General features: G+C 34.8%; 17 protein-coding genes. 5 read left to right on the forward strand and 12 right to left on the reverse strand.

Features of this window, described 5'->3' with window-relative positions:
• Window positions 1-16: 16 nt before the first annotated feature.
• The 4 genes from lptB to C8N46_RS09530 form a co-directional block, all read right to left on the reverse strand.
• The gene (gene lptB / locus C8N46_RS09515) at window positions 17-775 is read right to left on the reverse strand and encodes an LPS export ABC transporter ATP-binding protein (protein WP_108114666.1); all 759 of its coding nucleotides are present in this window, start codon (window positions 773-775) and stop codon (window positions 17-19) included.
• Between the two features lie 149 nt (window positions 776-924).
• Window positions 925-1,272 (reverse strand): carboxymuconolactone decarboxylase family protein, encoded by a 348-nt coding sequence (locus C8N46_RS09520; protein ID WP_108114667.1) that lies wholly within the window; start codon window positions 1,270-1,272, stop codon window positions 925-927.
• On the reverse strand, window positions 1,265-2,083 hold the full coding sequence (gene tatC, locus C8N46_RS09525) for a twin-arginine translocase subunit TatC (RefSeq protein WP_108114668.1): 819 nt from the start codon (window positions 2,081-2,083) through the stop codon (window positions 1,265-1,267). Before tatC ends, C8N46_RS09520 begins: the two co-directional genes overlap by 8 nt.
• Window positions 2,083-3,051 (reverse strand): KpsF/GutQ family sugar-phosphate isomerase, encoded by a 969-nt coding sequence (locus C8N46_RS09530; protein WP_108114669.1) that lies wholly within the window; start codon window positions 3,049-3,051, stop codon window positions 2,083-2,085. The genes tatC and C8N46_RS09530 overlap by 1 nt, the downstream gene beginning before the upstream one ends.
• A gap of 85 nt (window positions 3,052-3,136) precedes the next feature.
• On the opposite strand from C8N46_RS09530, the gene recQ reads away from it, so the two are divergent.
• Complete coding sequence (gene recQ, locus C8N46_RS09535) at window positions 3,137-5,335, forward strand: DNA helicase RecQ (protein ID WP_108114670.1); 2,199 nt, start codon at window positions 3,137-3,139, stop codon at window positions 5,333-5,335.
• 72 nt (window positions 5,336-5,407) lie between these two features.
• Here the strand turns inward: recQ and C8N46_RS09540 are convergent, their stop codons facing one another.
• The 3 genes from C8N46_RS09540 to C8N46_RS20445 all read right to left on the reverse strand — a co-directional run bounded on the left by C8N46_RS09540 (window position 5,408) and on the right by C8N46_RS20445 (window position 8,377).
• Window positions 5,408-6,079 (reverse strand): response regulator, encoded by a 672-nt coding sequence (locus C8N46_RS09540; protein ID WP_108114671.1) that lies wholly within the window; start codon window positions 6,077-6,079, stop codon window positions 5,408-5,410.
• A gap of 20 nt (window positions 6,080-6,099) precedes the next feature.
• A complete protein-coding gene (locus C8N46_RS09545) occupies window positions 6,100-8,121 on the reverse strand; it encodes a tetratricopeptide repeat-containing sensor histidine kinase (RefSeq protein WP_108114672.1) in 2,022 nt (673 codons plus the stop codon).
• 85 nt (window positions 8,122-8,206) lie between these two features.
• Window positions 8,207-8,377 (reverse strand): hypothetical protein, encoded by a 171-nt coding sequence (locus C8N46_RS20445; RefSeq protein ID WP_158269124.1) that lies wholly within the window; start codon window positions 8,375-8,377, stop codon window positions 8,207-8,209.
• 447 nt (window positions 8,378-8,824) lie between these two features.
• Here C8N46_RS20445 and C8N46_RS09550 point away from each other — a divergent pair, with 447 nt between their 5' ends.
• Window positions 8,825-9,757, forward strand: coding sequence for a peptidylprolyl isomerase (locus C8N46_RS09550; protein ID WP_108114965.1), 933 nt, complete (start codon window positions 8,825-8,827; stop codon window positions 9,755-9,757).
• A 53-nt stretch (window positions 9,758-9,810) separates the two neighbouring features.
• Entirely contained in the window at window positions 9,811-10,347 is a 537-nt protein-coding gene (locus tag C8N46_RS09555) for a YfiT family bacillithiol transferase (RefSeq protein ID WP_108114673.1), read from the forward strand.
• 71 nt (window positions 10,348-10,418) lie between these two features.
• Here C8N46_RS09555 and C8N46_RS09560 read toward each other — a convergent pair whose 3' ends face one another.
• Complete coding sequence (locus C8N46_RS09560) at window positions 10,419-10,979, reverse strand: thioredoxin family protein (protein ID WP_108114674.1); 561 nt, start codon at window positions 10,977-10,979, stop codon at window positions 10,419-10,421.
• A 45-nt stretch (window positions 10,980-11,024) separates the two neighbouring features.
• On the opposite strand from C8N46_RS09560, the gene C8N46_RS09565 reads away from it, so the two are divergent.
• A complete protein-coding gene (locus C8N46_RS09565; RefSeq protein WP_108114675.1) occupies window positions 11,025-11,360 on the forward strand; it encodes a tRNA-binding protein in 336 nt (111 codons plus the stop codon).
• Here the strand turns inward: C8N46_RS09565 and C8N46_RS09570 are convergent, their stop codons facing one another.
• Together C8N46_RS09570 and C8N46_RS09575 are read right to left on the reverse strand one after the other, a co-directional pair.
• A complete protein-coding gene (locus C8N46_RS09570) occupies window positions 11,361-13,313 on the reverse strand; it encodes a WG repeat-containing protein (RefSeq protein WP_108114676.1) in 1,953 nt (650 codons plus the stop codon). It lies immediately after the preceding gene.
• 130 nt (window positions 13,314-13,443) lie between these two features.
• On the reverse strand, window positions 13,444-15,615 hold the full coding sequence (locus C8N46_RS09575) for an endonuclease MutS2 (RefSeq protein ID WP_108114677.1): 2,172 nt from the start codon (window positions 15,613-15,615) through the stop codon (window positions 13,444-13,446).
• Window positions 15,616-15,753: 138 nt separating this feature from the next.
• Here C8N46_RS09575 and C8N46_RS09580 point away from each other — a divergent pair, with 138 nt between their 5' ends.
• Window positions 15,754-16,419 carry a uracil-DNA glycosylase gene (locus C8N46_RS09580; protein ID WP_108114678.1) on the forward strand — a complete coding sequence of 222 codons (666 nt, stop codon included), beginning with the start codon at window positions 15,754-15,756 and terminating at the stop codon, window positions 16,417-16,419.
• 262 nt (window positions 16,420-16,681) lie between these two features.
• Here the strand turns inward: C8N46_RS09580 and C8N46_RS20450 are convergent, their stop codons facing one another.
• Entirely contained in the window at window positions 16,682-16,846 is a 165-nt protein-coding gene (locus tag C8N46_RS20450; protein ID WP_158269125.1) for a hypothetical protein, read from the reverse strand.
• Between the two features lie 568 nt (window positions 16,847-17,414).
• Complete coding sequence (locus C8N46_RS09585; protein WP_108114679.1) at window positions 17,415-18,269, reverse strand: substrate-binding domain-containing protein; 855 nt, start codon at window positions 18,267-18,269, stop codon at window positions 17,415-17,417.
• Window positions 18,270-18,278: the final 9 nt, after the last annotated feature.

Raw genomic sequence — 18,278 nt, forward strand, 5'->3', positions numbered from 1 at the left:
TATTTTGTATAATTATTTACTCTTCCATTTTCTTTTCAAAATCCAGTTTCTTTTCGCGTAGTTCGAAGTTTTGTCCTAAATATACTTTTCTAACCATTTCGTCTTCGGCGAGTTCTTTTGGTTTTCCTGCTTTTAGAATGTTTCCTTCAAACATTAAATAGGTTCTATCGGTAATCGCTAAGGTTTCCTGTACGTTATGGTCTGTGATAAGAATTCCGATGTTTTTGTTTTTTAAATGTGCTATGATACGTTGAATGTCTTCCACCGCTACAGGATCGACTCCCGCAAACGGTTCATCCAACAATACAAATTTTGGATCGGTTGCCAACGCACGTGCAATTTCAGTTCGTCTACGTTCGCCACCCGATAATAAATCGCCACGGTTTTTGCGAATATGTCCCAAACCAAATTCTTCAATTAGCGATTCCATTCGGTGCTGTTGTTCTTTTTTTGACAACTTGGTCAATTGTAACACACTTAAAATATTCTCTTCAATACTAAGTTTACGGAATACTGAAGCTTCTTGCGCCAAGTATCCAATACCGTTTTGTGCACGTTTGTACATGGGAAATTTGGTAATTTCCATGTCGTCCAAAAAGATTTTTCCGCCGTTGGGTTTTATCAAGCCAACAATCATGTAGAATGACGTTGTTTTTCCAGCACCATTTGGACCAAGCAATCCAACGATTTCTCCTTGATTTACTTCCAAAGAAATTCCTTTTACAACTTTTCGTCCTTTGTAGGACTTCATGATACTGTCAGCTCTTAAAATCATATATTTTGGTGCTTATAAAGGGTAAAAATAACAATTCTGCCAAAAGGCTTCTACTTTTTAATAGTTAATTAACTTTACGACTGGGTTTTTGGGTGTTAGGTTTTGGGTGTTGGGTGTTGGGTGTTGGGTGTTGGGTGTTGTCTAAAAGTCTAACTTTCTGCTTCTAAGGCTTCCCAAAACTCGTAGGCTCTTCGCAAATGTGGAATTACGATGGTTCCGCCAACTAAAGTAGCAATGCTCAACGCTTCCATGACTTGTTCTTTGGAAATTCCTTCCTTGTACGAGGTTTCTAAATGGTATTTGATGCAATCATCGCAACGCAATACAGCAGAAGCTACCAAACCAAGTAATTCCTTCGTTTTTACGTCCAAAGTGCCTTCCATATACGCATTGGTGTCTAGATTGAAAATTCGTTTGATTACTTTATTATTATCGGCTAAAATTTTCTCATTCATTTTAGCTCTATAAGCGTTAAATTCTTCTACTTGATTAGACATTTTTAAATTTCTTTTTATAATTTTTTTCGACTCTTTTTGAGATTAAAATTCCAAATTCATACAAGATTAATATTGGAATCGCTACCACAATCTGGCTTGCTACATCAGGCGGTGTAATGATTGCTGCTAGTATTAAAACGACTACTAGCGCATGTTTTCTATACTTGCGTAAGAATGCAGGTGTGATCAATCCTAATTTTGATAGGAAATAAATAATCAGCGGCAGCTCAAACACTAAGGAAACTCCTAATAAGGTGTTGGTTAGCAAACTGATGTGCGATTGTACTGTGATGGTATTTTTGATAGTGTCCGTCACCGTGAAATTATAGAAAAAATACGATGACATTGGCATGATGACATAATAGCTAAAGAGTAAACCCACTAAAAATAGGAGCGAAGCATAAAATATAAACCATCTTGATCTTCCTCGTTCTTTTTTATTCAATCCAGGAGCGATGAATCGCCATGCTTCATACAAAATGTATGGAAATGCTAAGATGAGTCCCAAAACCAAAGATGTCCAAATTGCCATGGTGAATTGTCCTGTAACGTTTAAATTGACCAATTTATCATCAAACGTTAACGCGCAAAAGTTACTTTCGATTCCGAAAAGTTGAAACGCGTTGCAGAAAATTTTATACGTGATAAATTCTCCATCCAAATGCACAATTAAAAAATGGTCATAAATAGGAGTGATGAATACAAATATGACACACGCAATGATGAAAATTGCGCTAAAGCTTCGAATTAAATGCCATCTTAGTTCTTCTAAGTGATCTAAGAACGACATTTCGTTTTTATTTTTCTTCATTAGAGTATTCCTTCTTTTACCAAATCATGCAAATGTACGATTCCTGCATATTTTCCTTCCGATTCTACCAATATTTGTGAAATTTCGTTGTCTTCCATTACATCCAAGGCTTCTACTGCCATTGCATCGTTATCTATCCGTTTTGGCGTGGTTGACATGATATTTTCAGCTGTTAAATCGCCAATAAAATCATTATTAGATAACATGCGTCGAATATCTCCATCCGTAATGATACCAATAATTTCATCTGCATCATTCACAACGGCTGTTGCTCCCAACATTCCTTTGGAAATTTCAATAATCACATCTTTTACAGAGCTGTTTTTAAAGACTTTTGGTTTTTGATTGATACTTGACAAATCGCTCACACGTAAATACAATTTTTTCCCCAAAGCGCCACCAGGATGGTATTTGGCAAAATCTTTACTTGAAAATCCTCTCAATTCTAACAAACAAATTGCTAATGCATCACCCAAAACTAATTGTGCTGTAGTGCTTGTAGTTGGTGCCAAACCGTTCGGACAGGCTTCTTTTTCTACATACGCGTGTAATACAAAATCAGCTTGCACGCCTAAAAACGATTCTTTGTTAGACGTAATCGCGATTAATTTATTATCACTGTTTTTAATAAGTGGCACTAACACTTTGATTTCAGGTGTGTTACCACTTTTGGAAATACAAATAACTGTGTCGTGCTCTTGAATAATTCCCAAATCACCATGAATGGCATCGGCAGCATGCATAAAAATAGCAGGTGTTCCGGTAGAATTTAGCGTTGCCACAATTTTTGTTGCAATATTGGCACTTTTTCCAATTCCAGTGACCACAACGCGCCCGTTAGAGTTATAAATATACGAGACAGCTTCTGCAAACTCATCATCAATTAATGGAATTAAATTTTTTATCGCATTATATTCTGTTTCAATGGTTTGCTTGGCAACACTAATAATACTATCTTTATATTTCAAAATGAATAATTTTTAAAATTGTCGTTCCTAAAGAAAATAGTATCTTTAGTGAATGCAAATGTATATAAAATAGTAAAACGATAGAATGAGTTTAGTAGAAATTGACTTATACAAGGAACTAAAGAAGCACTTCGGGTTCGGTCAATTCAAAGGACTACAGGAAGAAGTTATTAAAAGCATCATTAGCAATCAAAATACCTTTGTTATCATGCCTACTGGTGGCGGTAAATCTTTATGTTACCAATTGCCAGCTTTGATGAAAGAGGGAACTGCGATTGTTGTTTCTCCCCTAATTGCCTTAATGAAGAACCAAGTAGATGCCTTGCGCGGAATATCTTCTCAAGATGGAATTGCGCATGTGTTGAATTCTTCGCTTACCAAAGCGGAGATACGACAAGTGAAAGAAGACATTACCAATGGAATTACAAAATTATTGTATGTAGCTCCAGAATCATTAACCAAAGAAGAAAATGTAGATTTTCTACGAACAGTAGAAATATCATTTATGGCGGTTGATGAAGCACATTGTATTTCAGAATGGGGACACGATTTTCGCCCCGAATATAGAAATCTAAAAAGTATTATTAAAAAAATTGGCGACGACATTCCTATTATTGGGTTAACAGCTACGGCAACACCCAAAGTGCAAGAAGACATCTTGAAAAACTTAGGAATGACAGACGCAAACACGTTTAAAGCGTCGTTTAACAGACCTAATTTATTCTACGAAGTTCGTCCAAAAACAAAAGATGTTGATGTTGATATCATTAAATTCATCAAGCAAAACCAAGGAAAAAGTGGTATTGTGTATTGTTTGAGTAGAAAACGAGTAGAAGAACTGGCACAAGTACTTCAAGTCAACGGAATCAACGCAGTTCCGTATCACGCAGGTTTAGATCCGAAAACAAGAGCAAAGCATCAAGATATGTTTTTGATGGAAGATTGTGATGTGGTAGTGGCTACGATTGCGTTTGGTATGGGAATTGACAAACCTGATGTTCGCTTTGTGATTCATCATGATATTCCGAAAAGTATTGAAAGTTATTATCAAGAAACAGGAAGAGCAGGTCGTGATGGAGGAGAAGGACATTGTTTGGCTTTTTATTCGTATAAAGACATTGAAAAGCTTGAAAAGTTTATGGCTGGAAAACCTGTGGCAGAACAGGAAATCGGTCACGCGTTGTTACAAGAAGTTGTAGCGTATGCAGAAACGTCTATTTCGCGTAGAAAATTTATTTTGCATTATTTTGGAGAAGAATTTCCTGATGATGGAGAAGGAGCCGATATGGACGACAATGTTCGCAATCCGAAGAAAAAAGTAGAAGCCAAAGACCAAGTTTCGAAATTGTTGCGCATTGTTAACGAAACCAAACAAACGTATAAGGCAAAGAATATTGTTAATATTTTGATTGGAAAAGAAAACGCGTTGATTAAGTCGCACAAAACACACTCTCAACCGTTTTTTGGAAGTGGAAAATCGCATGACAATAAATACTGGATGGCGTTGATTCGTCAAACATTAGTCGCTGGTTTGTTACGCAAAGATATTGAGTCGTACGGCGTGATTAAGCTCACCGATGACGGATTGGCATTTTTAAAATCTCCTGAATCATTCATGATGACGGAAGATCATGATTTTGGTGATGCAAATGATGGAAATATTATTACAGCTTCCAAAGGAAGTGATGCTGTTGCGGATAAACAATTGATGAATATGTTGAAGGATTTGCGCAAAAAAGTGGCGAAAAAATTAGGTGTTCCGCCATTTGTAGTCTTTCAAGATCCTTCTTTGGAAGATATGGCGCTCAAATATCCGATTTCGATTCAAGAAATGAAAAATATTCATGGAGTTGGCGATGGAAAGGCAAAAAAATACGGAAAAGACTTTATCGAATTCATCAAAAAATACGTAGACGAAAACGACATTACACGTCCTGATGATTTGGTGGTAAAAAGTACAGGAGTCAATTCTGGATTGAAATTATACATAATTCAAAGTGTAGATAGAAAGTTACCATTGGATGATATTGCTTCTGCAAAAGGCTTGGAAATGCCTGATTTTATTAAGGAAATGGAGCAAATTGTGTATAGTGGTACAAAATTGAATATCAACTATTGGATAGACGAAATTTTAGATGAAGATCAACAAGAGGAAATTCACGAATATTTCTTAGAGTCTGAAACGGACAAAATTTCTGAAGCGATGGAAGAGTTTGACGGCGATTATGACGATGAAGAATTGCGTTTGTATCGCATCAAATTTATCAGTGAAGTTGCGAATTAAGTAGTACCTATTCAACTTATATAAAAAGCTGTTTTAAAAGATTTAAAACAGCTTTTTATATGCAATAAATTTCTATAAAAATCCTGTATTTCTAGCTTGTTCTAGCAAGGATTCGTCTCCTTTTTTCTCCACGTCAAATACTTCTTTTAAGTGACGTTTGCGCTTTTCTATCGCGGCTAACGATAGCGGAATGTACTCTGTTAAGTTTTTCGTTTTGATTCCTTTAGATAGGTGGAAAAGGATGTTTCTATCAATATCATCTAACACCACTTCATTAATAATTCGCGTACGTAACAATTTTGTTACTGTATGACTGTAATACGGAGGATCGGTCAGTACGACTTGAAAAGCACGCATCAACTCGTCGGAAGTCACGTCACTTTTCACTAAAAAGCCATCAGGATTGATGTTTTTAAGAATATTATGAATTCTAAAATTGTTATTAAACATGGTTAGAATCACCACTTTTGTATCAGGCAATAATTCTTTTACTTTAATACCTAAATCTTCCCCAGAAATAATTTTCCCGTCACTTGAAGGTGGTAGTTTAATATCTAAAAAAATCACATCATACGGAGTGCCCGTGGAAGCATTTTTAATTTTCGCATACGCGCCATCACAACTGTCAGAAGTATCAATACGCAATGTCATTTCATCGGAATTAATACCCAAAAGAGCATTTTTATATCCTTCAATAATCATTGGGTGATCATCTACAATAAGTACTTTAATATCTTTGTTCATTTGGTAAGGTTAAGTTCGTTTTATGTCATTGGAACGTCAACACTAATAGAAGTTCCTTTACCTGGAATAGAATTTATAGTAAATTGTCCATGAAGTAAAGCGACTCTCGATTTCATGTTTTTCAATCCGATACCGCTACTGCGTTTATCTTGATCAAAGCCAACACCATCATCTTTGATTGTAAGTATAATTCGATTGTCATTCTTCTTAAAATCTAGTATTACGTTTTCTGCTTGCGCATATTTATTTATATTTTGGATAGATTCCTGAATAATACGATAAATATTAATCTTTATGTGCCCTGGAATGTCTGTCCAAACAATTCTGTCGTCGTCTTCAATTTGATATTTAAAGTTAGTTATTTTCGACTGTTCTTCCAAAAGATTTGTAATCATTGTACTATAACTCGTCGATTTATCGAAATTATCCAAGCCAAGTTCGTGTGAAATATTTCGTACTTCTTCCTCAATGCTTTGCAATTCATTGATATACTGTTGGCGGATTTTTTTGGAATCGTCATCATTTTTTGCATTCAAACTTCCCAAGCTCAAGCGCGTACCAAACAATCTTCCTAAAATTCCGTCGTGTAATTCTAATGAAATTCGTTCTTTTTCACGTTTTCTACCTTCTTCAATCTTATCTTGTTGGTCAATCATCAGGTTATAAATCTCTTCATTGGCACGCTGTTGTTGCTGTTCCATTTCGAGTTCTTTATTGCGTGTTCGCTGTTGCGTGATGATGTAAATTAAAAATGCAAAAAAGATGATTATTGTAGAAATTGCTACAATCCAATTAATTTGATCGCTTAATTTTTTATTCTTAGTAATATATTGATCTGTTTCAAATTTAATTCTTGTAAATTTATCTCGCGTGGAGCGCTCTACTTTAGTTAAACTATCAGTCAATCTAATATAAGATCTTAAATGTTCTGATGCATTTTTAGGTTCAATTTCAGATAATAATTTATACAAATCCAGAAGATGGTCGTTTGACTCAACTTTCTTTGCTAAATTTCTTCCTTCAATCGCATATTGATAACTCTTCAACGTATCATTTAATTTCCAATAATATTCAGATAAGTGAAGTTTGTTAATAACAATTCCTGCAGGAGTGTCCAAGCTATCTCTTATATGTAATGCTTTGTAGAACAAATCAGGCAAGTCCTTAAAGTCATTTAATTTAAACTTTGAATATGCTAAATTATCAATAAGCGTTGCATACAATCGTATGTTTTTTATAGGCAAACTATCATTTTTAAGAGCTTCATTATAAATATTTATAGCCTCTTCATGGTTATTTAAGTTTTGATAAACAATACCTATATTATTTAAAGAAATTGCTTTTTTAATATCATTGTTATGATCTTCTATTTCTGATAAAATCCCTAAAGCGTCATGATGATATTTAATAGCTTTTCCGTACTCTTCAAGATTATTGAAAACAATACCAAGATTATTATAGCAATTGTATAGATTTTTGTAATCATTTAAAGGCTCAAAAATTTTAATGGCATTAGTTGTTGTAATTTCACTTCCGGTATAATCTTTTACATCTTTTTCAATTCTTGCCATTCTCAGAAGCAATCGCCCAGCAATACTACTTTTACCAATTTTTTTATGAAGTTTTTGAGAAATATCATAAGATATATAAGCACTATCTACCTGTTGATGCCTTTTGTAAAAAGCTCCTAAATCCCAATAGTGATTTGCTAAAGTAGCGGTATCTTTAAGATCTTCAGAAAGCTTGATGCCAATCTTATTTATTTTTTTGAAGTTGAAGGAATCTCTGAGGCTAAAAAAAGAAGTTGACAACTTATAAATTGCTTCATTGTGTAGGGAATCATTGGTTATATAATCACTTTCAGCAAAGGCTTTCAGTAATAATTCCTTTTTACCTTCTTTTATCTTTTCAGATGAATCAATTAAAGATACAACATACTCAAATTTTTCAACAGATTGTTCTTGTCCATTTGAAATATGGCAAAGAAAGAGAAGAAATAGTATGATACTATATTTTTTTTTTGCAAGATTGAAATTGTACATGTAACAAAATTATCTGATTTTTTTGTAAAAAAAAACCCTAATCATTATAAAGATTAAGGTTTTATATTTTTTAGGGGTAAACTTTTTATCCTTCACTGCTTCCTCCATCATCTTTTACTTCTTCTTCGTTCCCCGTTCCTGTTACATCTTCAAACACATTATCGTCACCTGCGTCTGTTGTACTGTTTGGCTCACAGGCTATAAATCCTAAATTTACTACTACTAATAATGCGAATAATCCGAATACTTTTTTCATCTCTTTTAATTTTAATTAAGTTACTAGTTCTATTTGGTTATCATTTTTTCCTAAAATTAGTTTCGGTTCTTTTATGAATAAATTTTAAGCGAATACCGTAATATTTTTCTTGTTTAAAATTTATTAATAAAAAAAAAACTGATTATAATGCAAGTTCGTTTTGGAAATTCTTACAAAATTCTAATCGAAACTCTAATTCAATCATTTTTTTACTTTTTTTAGAACCTAAAATCAAGATAAACAGCTGATTATCAATAGTTTAAATTAAACAGTTTTCTAACTTGATTTCGAAAATCAAGTTAGCATCTTATTTTTTTTATGCGATATGGTTTTTCAGTAAAAGAAATACGGGAAAACAATACGATTTGAGAGATGAATATTTAAGCTTGTGCTTTTTCTAATTGTTTTAGGATGCGTATCTTCGCAATGTTAATTAAAAATATACAAATGGAAGACGGATTATACGCAAAATTTTATACAAGTAAGGGAGAAATTCTAGTAAGCTTAACGTATCAAAAAACACCCGGAACAGTAGGGAACTTCGTAGCGCTAGCCGAAGGAAATTTAGAAAACAAAGCCAAACCTCAAGGAAAACCGTATTATGATGGACTCAAATTTCATAGAGTAATTCCTGATTTTATGATTCAAGGTGGTTGCCCTTTAGGAACTGGAACTGGAAGTCCTGGATATAACTTTGATGACGAAATTCACCCAGAGTTAAAACACGATGCACCAGGAGTACTTTCTATGGCAAATGCTGGACCAGGCACTAACGGAAGTCAATTCTTTATCACACACGTACCAACTCCTTGGTTAGATGGAAAACACACGGTTTTTGGACATGTGGCTGCAGGACAAGAAGTAGTTGATGCAATTGCACAAGGTGATAAAATTGAAAAATTAGAAATTATTCGTGAAGGAGCAGATGCTGAAAACTTTAATGCCGTAGAAGCATTTAGAGTATTTAACGGAGCGAAAGCAGAAAGAGAGAAAGCAGCCAAAGAAAAAGCTGAAAAAGAATTAGAAGAAATTGCAACAGGTTTTGATAAAACGGAAAGTGGTTTGCGCTATAAAATCATTCAAGAAGGAAACGGACCAAAAGCAGAAGCTGGAAAAACAGTTTTTGTACATTATAAAGGTATGTTTCCTGATGGTGGCGTTTTTGATTCTTCCTATAAAAGAAATGAACCAATCGATTTTCCATTAGGACAAGGAAATGTAATTCCAGGTTGGGATGAAGGAATCGCTTTATTGAAAGTAGGCGATAAGGCACGATTCGTAATTCCACCACATTTAGGCTATGGAGCAAGAGGCGCTGGCGGCGTGATTCCACCAAACGCAACGCTTATGTTCGATGTAGAATTGATGGATATCAAATAAAATGATACAAACGCTCTGAAAATTTCAGAGCGTTTTTTTTATACCTATATATAATGGACATAGAACAGCTAAAATATCCTATCGGGAAACCACAAATTCCAAAAGCTATTTCGCAACAACATATTTCAGATTGGATTTCTACGTTAGAAGCATTTCCGAAACGATTACATAATCTTGTTGAAAATCTTTCAGAAGAACAATTAAATACTAAGTATCGTCCCGACGGTTGGACAATCCGACAAGTGATTCATCATGTTGCAGACAGTCATCACAATAGTTATACGCGTTTCAAATGGGCTTTAACAGAGCATCAACCTGTTATCAAAGCATATTATGAAGATCGCTGGGCAGAATTGTTTGATAGCAAAACTGCTCCAATTCAACTCTCGTTAGATACTTTAAAAGCATTGCATGCAAAATGGGTGTATTTCTTGAAAGGACTTTCTAGTGAAGAGTTAGAAAAAGTGTTTATTCATCCAGAAGGAAATGAAAAAGTATCACTCAAAGAAAATATCGGAATCTACGCGTGGCATTGCAATCATCATTATGCGCATATAGAACAACTCATAATTCGAAAAGGCTGGTTATAAGTTAACGTGATTTCTATGATAAAACGAATCTTTTTTATTTTAGATTTACGATTTACGATTTACGATTTTCCTTAAACCTTAAACCACTTAATATTACAACCAATACTCGGTTTTTGATGCGCAGGAAGTTGTTCTCCATTTAATAAAGCATCTAGCGCGTTTCGCATGTCGCTTCCTGTTACGGGAATTCCGTTATTTGGTCTTGAATCGTCTAATTGTCCGCGATAAATTAATTTTAAATCTCCATCAAAAATATAAAAATCGGGCGTACATGCTGCGTCATACGCTTTGGCTATTTCTTGCGTTTTGTCATATAAATAAGGAAACGTAAATCCTTCTTTTTTTGCGTTTTCTTTCATTAAATGTGGCGCATCCGCGGGATAATTTTCCACATCATTGCTAGAAATTGCCACAAAACCAATGCCTTTCGACTGATAATCCTTTGCCAATTCTACCATTCCTTGATTCACATGCTTTACAAACGGACAATGATTGCAAATAAACATAATAACGGTGCCGTTTTCTCCTTTTAATTCATGTAAAGAAAGGATGTTAGCTGAAACAGTGTCTTGTAAAGAAAAATCGGGAGCTTTTGTGCCAAGCGAAAGCATGTTGGATGGAGTAAGTGCCATTTGATTTATTGTTTTTTAAAGCATAAATTTACTCAAAAAAATACAATGGGAGATTTAACTTGGAGTGAATTTGAAAAAGTAGACATGCGCATCGGGACGATTATTGAAGCCAATAATTTTCCAAAAGCCAGAAAACCAGCGTATCAACTCACCATTGACTTTGGCGAGGAAATCGGAATTCGAAAATCATCTGCGCAAATCACGAAACGTTATACAAAAGAAGAACTCATTGGCAAACAGATCATGGCAGTTGTCAATTTTCCTAAAAAACAAATCGCAAATTTTTTCTCCGAATGTTTGGTTATGGGCGCAGTGGATGGCGATGATGTCATTTTAATGGAACCTTCTACCAAAATCCCAAACGGTTTAAAGATTTCGTGATTAATCATAATACGGATCCATGATGCCGCTTGGCGTATATTCTCCTTTATACCAAAATTGTGCAGGATTGACACTTCCGTCAAATTCTTCACTGTATACTATTTTATCTTCTCTATCGTTGTGATTGGTTTTATACAAGAGTTTTATACGTAATTTCGTTGGAATGGCACCTTCATATTTCGGAATGGTGAATTCCCAAAATGATTTTTTGGCCAAAAATAAACTGTGATAACTATTGCCGCACCAGCTATTAGGAGTATATTCAATATCTTTCCACAAACCATTTTCATCTTTTGCTTGTACATTCATATACAAACGACTGTCTTGTGCATCAAAGAAAATAGAATCTTTCGTTGCATTGTACACATAAACCTTATGTCCTTTATATTCTTTATAATACGGAACGATAGCTTCCGTATCAATAGAAATTCCAAATGCATTCTCTGGGAATTGTTGCTTTTTTTCTATTTTTTGAAATGAATTATCAGAACCTCCCCAACCTCCTAAACCGTTTAATTCGTCAACTGAAGGCGAAGATGCATAAAAATAACCACGGTTCATGGCTAAAATATTGAATGGCTTTAATACATCTGAGTTGGATTCTTTTTCTTGCCAAACAACTTCTCCTTGTTGATTCAAATACATCATGACATCGTTCTGTTGTACATGAATTAAGTCGTCGTATACTGTATCTAGATTTATCCCAGAAAACTTTGCAGGAACAATCACGTTAGTTTTTAAATTACAAAACCCATAACGATAGCTGTTTTCATCTTCAATTCGATACACTAAATATTTACCAACTTGTTGAAAACTGTCGTATTCTTCAGTAAGGTTAGTTAGTGGCACGGTATATTCACCATTTCTATCGATCATTCCCCAAGCATCATCAAGCGCAACATAAACTTCGTTAGTATTGAAGAAGTTTTCAGGTTTTTCATCATAAAAGTTAGGTGCAAATTCGTCAAACGTATTAGTACCAACATAATTTCCTTTCGTATCTATCAGTCGAAAATTTTTGGTAGTTCTATTTTTAACGAAAGCGCGCTCTTTACTGTAGCTAGACATTTCTGCCCATGAAGTATCTTTTTTGATAATAGTTCCTTTGGTGTCGATAATTCCTTTGTATGAATTGTTTTTTCTTTCTTGCCAATCGCTAATGCTATCAGGATTTTTCTTAAAAAAATCAACCACACCTATATTTTCAGAGAAATATTCTTCATCATACTCAAATTTCCATGGCTGATTCTTAATTTTTAAAACAACATTTCCAGAGGTATCAATAAAACCATCAAAGTCATTCGCGTCGTCTTCGTCATCTGTAGAAAACTCTACAAAAGCGAATCCATTTATGAAATAATTAATTCTGTCAAATTTATCAAGAGGAACTACAATGTTACCGTTTGTGTCAATAACTCCATAACTTCTTCGTCCTTTTTCCACAATAGCAATTTCTTCTTTATCAAAGAAAATAATAGAATTGTAGATTGGCTCTAAAATGATATTTCCTTGACGATTAATGAGTCCTTTTTTACCATCTTTTCCCGTTACTACAGAAAAACCTTTTTCTGAAAACAAATTGATTTGTTGAAAATCGTGATTAAAAAGTACTTCACCTTTGGTATTGATAAAATAAGGTTTTCCATCGCGATACATTCTCGCAATACCATTAAAAAAGCGCGAACCAGTATCATACGTTGCAGGAATAACCATTTCTCCTTTGGTGTTTATAAATCCGAATCTTCCGTTTTTTGCAACAAGTGCCAAACCGTTTATGAAATAACCTGCCTGCGTGAATTGAGGTTGTATGACTACCTTTCCGTCACCATCCATATATCCCCAAACGTTATTGTCAATTATTCTGTATAAAGATTGTTGGAGTTTTTCTTGTGAGATTGCTTTTGAGAAAAGGCCAATGCTTAGCGTAAAAAGAATGATGAAAAAATACTTCATAGTTAGCTGTTTTGAGATAAATTTACCTAATGGAATAACGCTAAAAAAGAGCTAGTTAGTATGAAGGGCAACTGAATGCGTGAATGATAATTTTGAATTAGTTAAAAGAAAAATATTTTAACCAGCAACTCTACTTAGCCGCTTCCACCAATTCCAGCTGGTCTACTGAAATGGTAGTTGTAAATAGTCCGTAGTTGACCACAGCTTTCCCTTTTTCAATACTGTCAATAGTTCCGACTGCTTTTCCATCGGGCATGCGAACGCGATCACCTATTTTTAAAATTGGTCTTGGCTTTTCTGCTTCTTTTTTAGCTGCTTTTTTCTTCTCTATTTTCTTTTCTTCACGAATCACCGCTACTTTTTGAATGACTTCTTTTTTAGCCGCTTGTTGTTTGGCTTTTTGTGCTTTTTTCTCTTTCGCAGATTGCTTTTTACGCTTGGAGTTTTCTGTTTCTACAATACGTAAAAACTCTGAAATCAACGGACGTTTCTTTTTGTTTTCAAAATAGCGCTCTGCAATTTCGTTGATTTTATTTCCCAAATAAATCATACGTTTATCATGATCGTACAATTGCTGGTAACTTTCCAACTTGGACTTCATTTTCGTATTCAACGTGTCCAATCGTTGATTTTCTTCACGTGCTTTAATTTCTTCTTCTTTTAGTAATTTTGAAGTTTTCTCCATCTCGCTGCGTTCCTTTTGAAGTTTGGCAATGGTAGCATCAAAACGTACTTTTCCGCGTTCAATCTTCTTTTTCGCTTTGTTGATTAAACTGTACGGAATACCATTTTTCTGCGCAACTTCAAAGGTAAACGAGCTTCCTGCTTGTCCGAGCGCCAATCTGTAAACAGGTTGCAGCGTTTTGCTGTCAAACATCATATTGGCATTGGTTGCATGCGGCAATTCATTTGCCAATAATTTCAAATTGGAGTAATGCGTCGTAATGATTCCGAAAGCTTCACGTTCGTAAAAGACTTCCAAAAACGTTTCCGCCAAAGCGCCACCCAATTCCGGATCACTTCCTGTACCAAATTCGTCAATTAAAAACAGCGTTTTGTTATTACACTTTTTCAAGAAGTAATTCATCTGTTTTAAACGATAACTATATGTACTTAAATGATTTTCAATAGATTGCCCGTCACCAATATCTGTCAAAATTCGCTCAAACAAACACATTTTACTACGTTCATGCACCGGAACTAACATACCACTTTGCAACATGAGCTGCAACAAACCAATGGTTTTTAGCGTGATACTTTTTCCGCCAGCATTTGGTCCAGAAATCACAATAATTCTATTGCCTTGACGCAACTCAATAGTTTGCGGATAGGTAGTTTCGTTTCGCTCCTTGTTCGTCAAATAGAGTAGTGGATGGTACGCATCTTTCAAGAATAACTCACGTTTCTCGGAAATTTCAGGTAGAATAGCGTTCATAGAAGCTGCATATTTTGCTTTGGAGTAACTTACATCCAAATCGCTCAAAAAGTCTTGATAATCACGTAAAAGCGGCGCAAACGGTCGTGTAAAATCTGTCAATTCCTTTAAAATGCGCGTAACTTCTTCTTTTTCTTCATATTCTAAATTGGAAAGCTCTCGTGAATATTGCAGCGTGATTTCGGGTTCAATATACACAATGCTACCTGTTTTAGAATTTCCCATGATCGCGCCTTTTACTTTGCGTCGATGCATAGCTTTTACAGCCAACACTCTGCGATTATCAACTACTGTTTCACGAATTTCATCCAAATAATCTGCTTGATGATATCTGCTCAAGGCAGAAGAAAAACTCTGATTTATTTTCCCACGAATGCTTAAAATTCCACGTCGAATGCGTGCCAATTCAGGCGAAGCTGTATCTTTTACTTCTCCAAAACGATTGATAACATTATCAATTTCGGTAATTAATACTTTGGTAAACTCAATCTGTTCGGAGCGTTTGTGTAAAGTGGGATAGTATTCTAGAAATTTCTTAAAAAACTTAATTAAAACATTAACTGTGTTAGAAATCGCAGAAATTTTACGAAATCCCTGAATTTCCAAGAAACTGTTTTCAATCGCTAACATTTTAATTTCCAACGAAATACCATCAAAACCATGATTCGGAATGACGTTTTCATTTTCAAAAGATGCTAAGTATTCATTCACATACGACAAATGCGTCAACAATATATCCTTATCCTGAAAAGGCTTGGTATTGCTGATTTTCTGTTTTCCGTACGCCGTTACGGCATGTTCTGAAACTTGTTGTAAAACCGTTTCAAACTCTAAATCATCTAATGTTTTGGAATGTATTTTAATCATTGTACATTTGGACAGCTAAGCGTCTCAATTAAGGTCTGTTTTTAAAGACGATTGCAAAGGTACTTATTTATATGTGGAATTTGAAATATATAAATTGTTGATTTTTGAGATGATTACAACGATGACAAAAGAAAAACTATGAATGTAAAGATTGAAGAAAGCTGGAAATTTCACTTACAAGACGAATTTGAACAACCCTATTTTCAACAATTGATAAATTTTGTAAAAGAGGAATATACCAATCACCAATGTTTCCCAAAAGGCAAAGATATTTTTGCTGCATTTGATCATTGTCCGTTTCATCGCTTAAAAGTGGTGATTATTGGACAAGATCCGTATCATGGTGTGGGACAAGCCAATGGTTTATGTTTTTCAGTAAATGACGGTGTTCCGCATCCGCCATCGCTCATAAATATTTTTAAAGAAATCAAACGTGATATTGGAGTTGATACGCCAACCAGTGGAAATTTAGAGCGTTGGGCAAAACAAGGTGTGTTATTACTCAATGCTACGTTGACCGTTCGAGCGCATCAAGCGGGAAGTCACCAGGGAAAAGGCTGGGAAACGTTTACCGATGCTGTGATTAAAGTGATTTCTGAGAAAAAAGAGAATGTTGTTTTTCTCCTTTGGGGCGGATATGCAAAGAAAAAAGGAGCAAAGGTGGACAAAAGCAAGCATTATGTGTTAACTTCTGGACATCCATCGCCATTGAGTGCCAATCGCGGATATTGGTTTGATAACAAACATTTTAGTCGTTGTAATGATTATTTGGTTAGCAAGCGTATTGAAGGAATTCGGTGGTAGTTTTTTTACTCGCTTCGCTCATAGATGCGCTGTCGCTGTTGGATTATTAGAATCGCTTCGCTCTTAGATTTTTAATGTGCTTTAGCGTCTTCCTTGATTTATTATTGCTGTCATTCCTGCGAAGGCAGGAATCCATGAAGCTTCAAAAGGATTTATAATCGAATCATTCAATTTTTCAGTCATTTAATCATTTAATTCAAAGCATAAAAAAAGGTCGCAACAAAAAGTTACAACCTTATTATTTATAATTGGATAGTTTTTACTAGTATACTTCTACGCAGTTTGCTTCTTCAGCAGTAGCTGTCATAATGTAGTTTTCCTTTGCGTCGTCAGTATCAGCGAAGTTTACACCTTTTCCCATGCAGTTCGATCCACATGATGCTAATAATAATCCTGCTGCTGCGATTGCTAATAATGATTTTTTCATAATGATTGTAGTAATTGTAATGTTAATAATCTGATAAATTTTGGTTTAATTGGTAGAAAGTAACATTTTGCCCTTTTTACTTTCTGATACAAATGTACCATCGCAAAGTTGAAATGAAACATTTTATCGATTACCCGTTTAAATTTTCGTTAAATTACATAAAATCGTCTTTTAACGTCAATTCACAGGGTGAAATACACCGTTCATCGACACAAAACCCCTTTTGAAAAAGGGGAAATTTCCTCTGCGTAAACAGGTGTTTTTACGGGTGTGGAACGGATTAAAGTCTTTGTTTTTTTGAAAGTGAAGTAAAAAAAGAGCGACTCTTTCGGTCGCTCAGTACTGTTATAGTACTTTAATGTGAGTTCGACTTAAGAAATCACTATGTAATTCACAATTCACTAAGAAATAACTAATTGTCAGTTCAGGAGCGCAGTCGAGAACAACTAAGAATTGACAATTTCAAAGGAATCTCATGAGCTATGCTCGGTATCTACGATAATGCTCGATTTGACATTGAGTGTAATATATTGATAATCAGATATATAATAAAATAGTTATATCGAACTCACGTTACTTTATGTGTCAAGTCTTTATATTTCCATTTTTGAGGAATGATATCCAAACTTAACAGTTTGTCTTGTACTTTAGTAATCGTTTTTTCGTCTATGATTTCTTGACTCCATTCGGTTAACGACAACCATTTTTGTACATCTTCCAATTGCTGTTCGTAGCGTGAGGCAATCATTTCGTCGATGTTTGGAATATCTTTAAATTTCGCTGTCATTTCGTTGATGATGCTTAAAATGGTCTTTACCGTTTCTTCATCTTTTTCTAACAATTCTGTTCGTACTGCGATGACAAAACACGGCCAAGGAGTAGGGCAGTCCGCAACACGTTTGAAAATTCCTTGATCAACCAATGGTTTTGTGGTGAAATGTTCCCACATAAAATAATCGCCTTTTCCTTTATTCAAACCATCAATCGCGCCTTCTAAATTATTGATGACTTCAAACTCTAAATCGTCCGTGTCCCAACCATTATTTTCGGCGTTTACATACGCCATTAGGTGCGAACCAGAGCCAAAACGACTAATAGCAGCTTTAGTTCCTTTTAAATCGTCAATCGTATTGTAGGGTGCGTCTGCAGCAACGTGAATTCCCCAAATTAAAGGCGATTCCACAAAAGTTTGTACAATTTTAGACGGATTTCCAGCAATGATATCTTTAATAATTCCTTCCGTAAGAATCACAGCAATGTCAATCTTTTCATTCCGAAGCGCTTTACACATAGCGCCTGTTCCTTCTGGATAATCTTTCCAGCGCAAGCTAATACCTTCTTTTTCGTACGCACGTTCTTTTAAGGTTAAATACCACGCGAGATTGAAATGTTCTGGAACTCCTCCTATGTTAATTTTTTTCATGTAGTTTTC

The sequence above is a fragment of the Kordia periserrulae genome (genome assembly GCF_003054265.1).
Lineage (GTDB): Bacteria > Bacteroidota > Bacteroidia > Flavobacteriales > Flavobacteriaceae > Kordia > Kordia periserrulae.

Bases quoted from the DNA above. Each gene is read 5' to 3' on its own strand.
- lptB (WP_108114666.1), bottom strand. From the start codon at position 775: ATGATTTTAAGAGCTGACAGTATCATGAAGTCCTACAAAGGACGAAAA.
- C8N46_RS09520 (WP_108114667.1), bottom strand. From the start codon at position 1,272: ATGTCTAATCAAGTAGAAGAATTTAACGCTTATAGAGCTAAAATGAAT.
- tatC (WP_108114668.1), bottom strand. From the start codon at position 2,083: ATGAAGAAAAATAAAAACGAAATGTCGTTCTTAGATCACTTAGAAGAA.
- recQ (WP_108114670.1), top strand. From the start codon at position 3,137: ATGAGTTTAGTAGAAATTGACTTATACAAGGAACTAAAGAAGCACTTC.
- C8N46_RS09540 (WP_108114671.1), bottom strand. From the start codon at position 6,079: ATGAACAAAGATATTAAAGTACTTATTGTAGATGATCACCCAATGATT.
- C8N46_RS09545 (WP_108114672.1), bottom strand. From the start codon at position 8,121: ATGTACAATTTCAATCTTGCAAAAAAAAAATATAGTATCATACTATTT.
- C8N46_RS20445 (WP_158269124.1), bottom strand. From the start codon at position 8,377: ATGAAAAAAGTATTCGGATTATTCGCATTATTAGTAGTAGTAAATTTA.
- C8N46_RS09550 (WP_108114965.1), top strand. From the start codon at position 8,825: ATGGAAGACGGATTATACGCAAAATTTTATACAAGTAAGGGAGAAATT.
- C8N46_RS09555 (WP_108114673.1), top strand. From the start codon at position 9,811: ATGGACATAGAACAGCTAAAATATCCTATCGGGAAACCACAAATTCCA.
- C8N46_RS09560 (WP_108114674.1), bottom strand. From the start codon at position 10,979: ATGGCACTTACTCCATCCAACATGCTTTCGCTTGGCACAAAAGCTCCC.
- C8N46_RS09565 (WP_108114675.1), top strand. From the start codon at position 11,025: ATGGGAGATTTAACTTGGAGTGAATTTGAAAAAGTAGACATGCGCATC.
- C8N46_RS09570 (WP_108114676.1), bottom strand. From the start codon at position 13,313: ATGAAGTATTTTTTCATCATTCTTTTTACGCTAAGCATTGGCCTTTTC.
- C8N46_RS09575 (WP_108114677.1), bottom strand. From the start codon at position 15,615: ATGATTAAAATACATTCCAAAACATTAGATGATTTAGAGTTTGAAACG.
- C8N46_RS09580 (WP_108114678.1), top strand. From the start codon at position 15,754: ATGAATGTAAAGATTGAAGAAAGCTGGAAATTTCACTTACAAGACGAA.
- C8N46_RS20450 (WP_158269125.1), bottom strand. From the start codon at position 16,846: ATGAAAAAATCATTATTAGCAATCGCAGCAGCAGGATTATTATTAGCA.
- C8N46_RS09585 (WP_108114679.1), bottom strand. From the start codon at position 18,269: ATGAAAAAAATTAACATAGGAGGAGTTCCAGAACATTTCAATCTCGCG.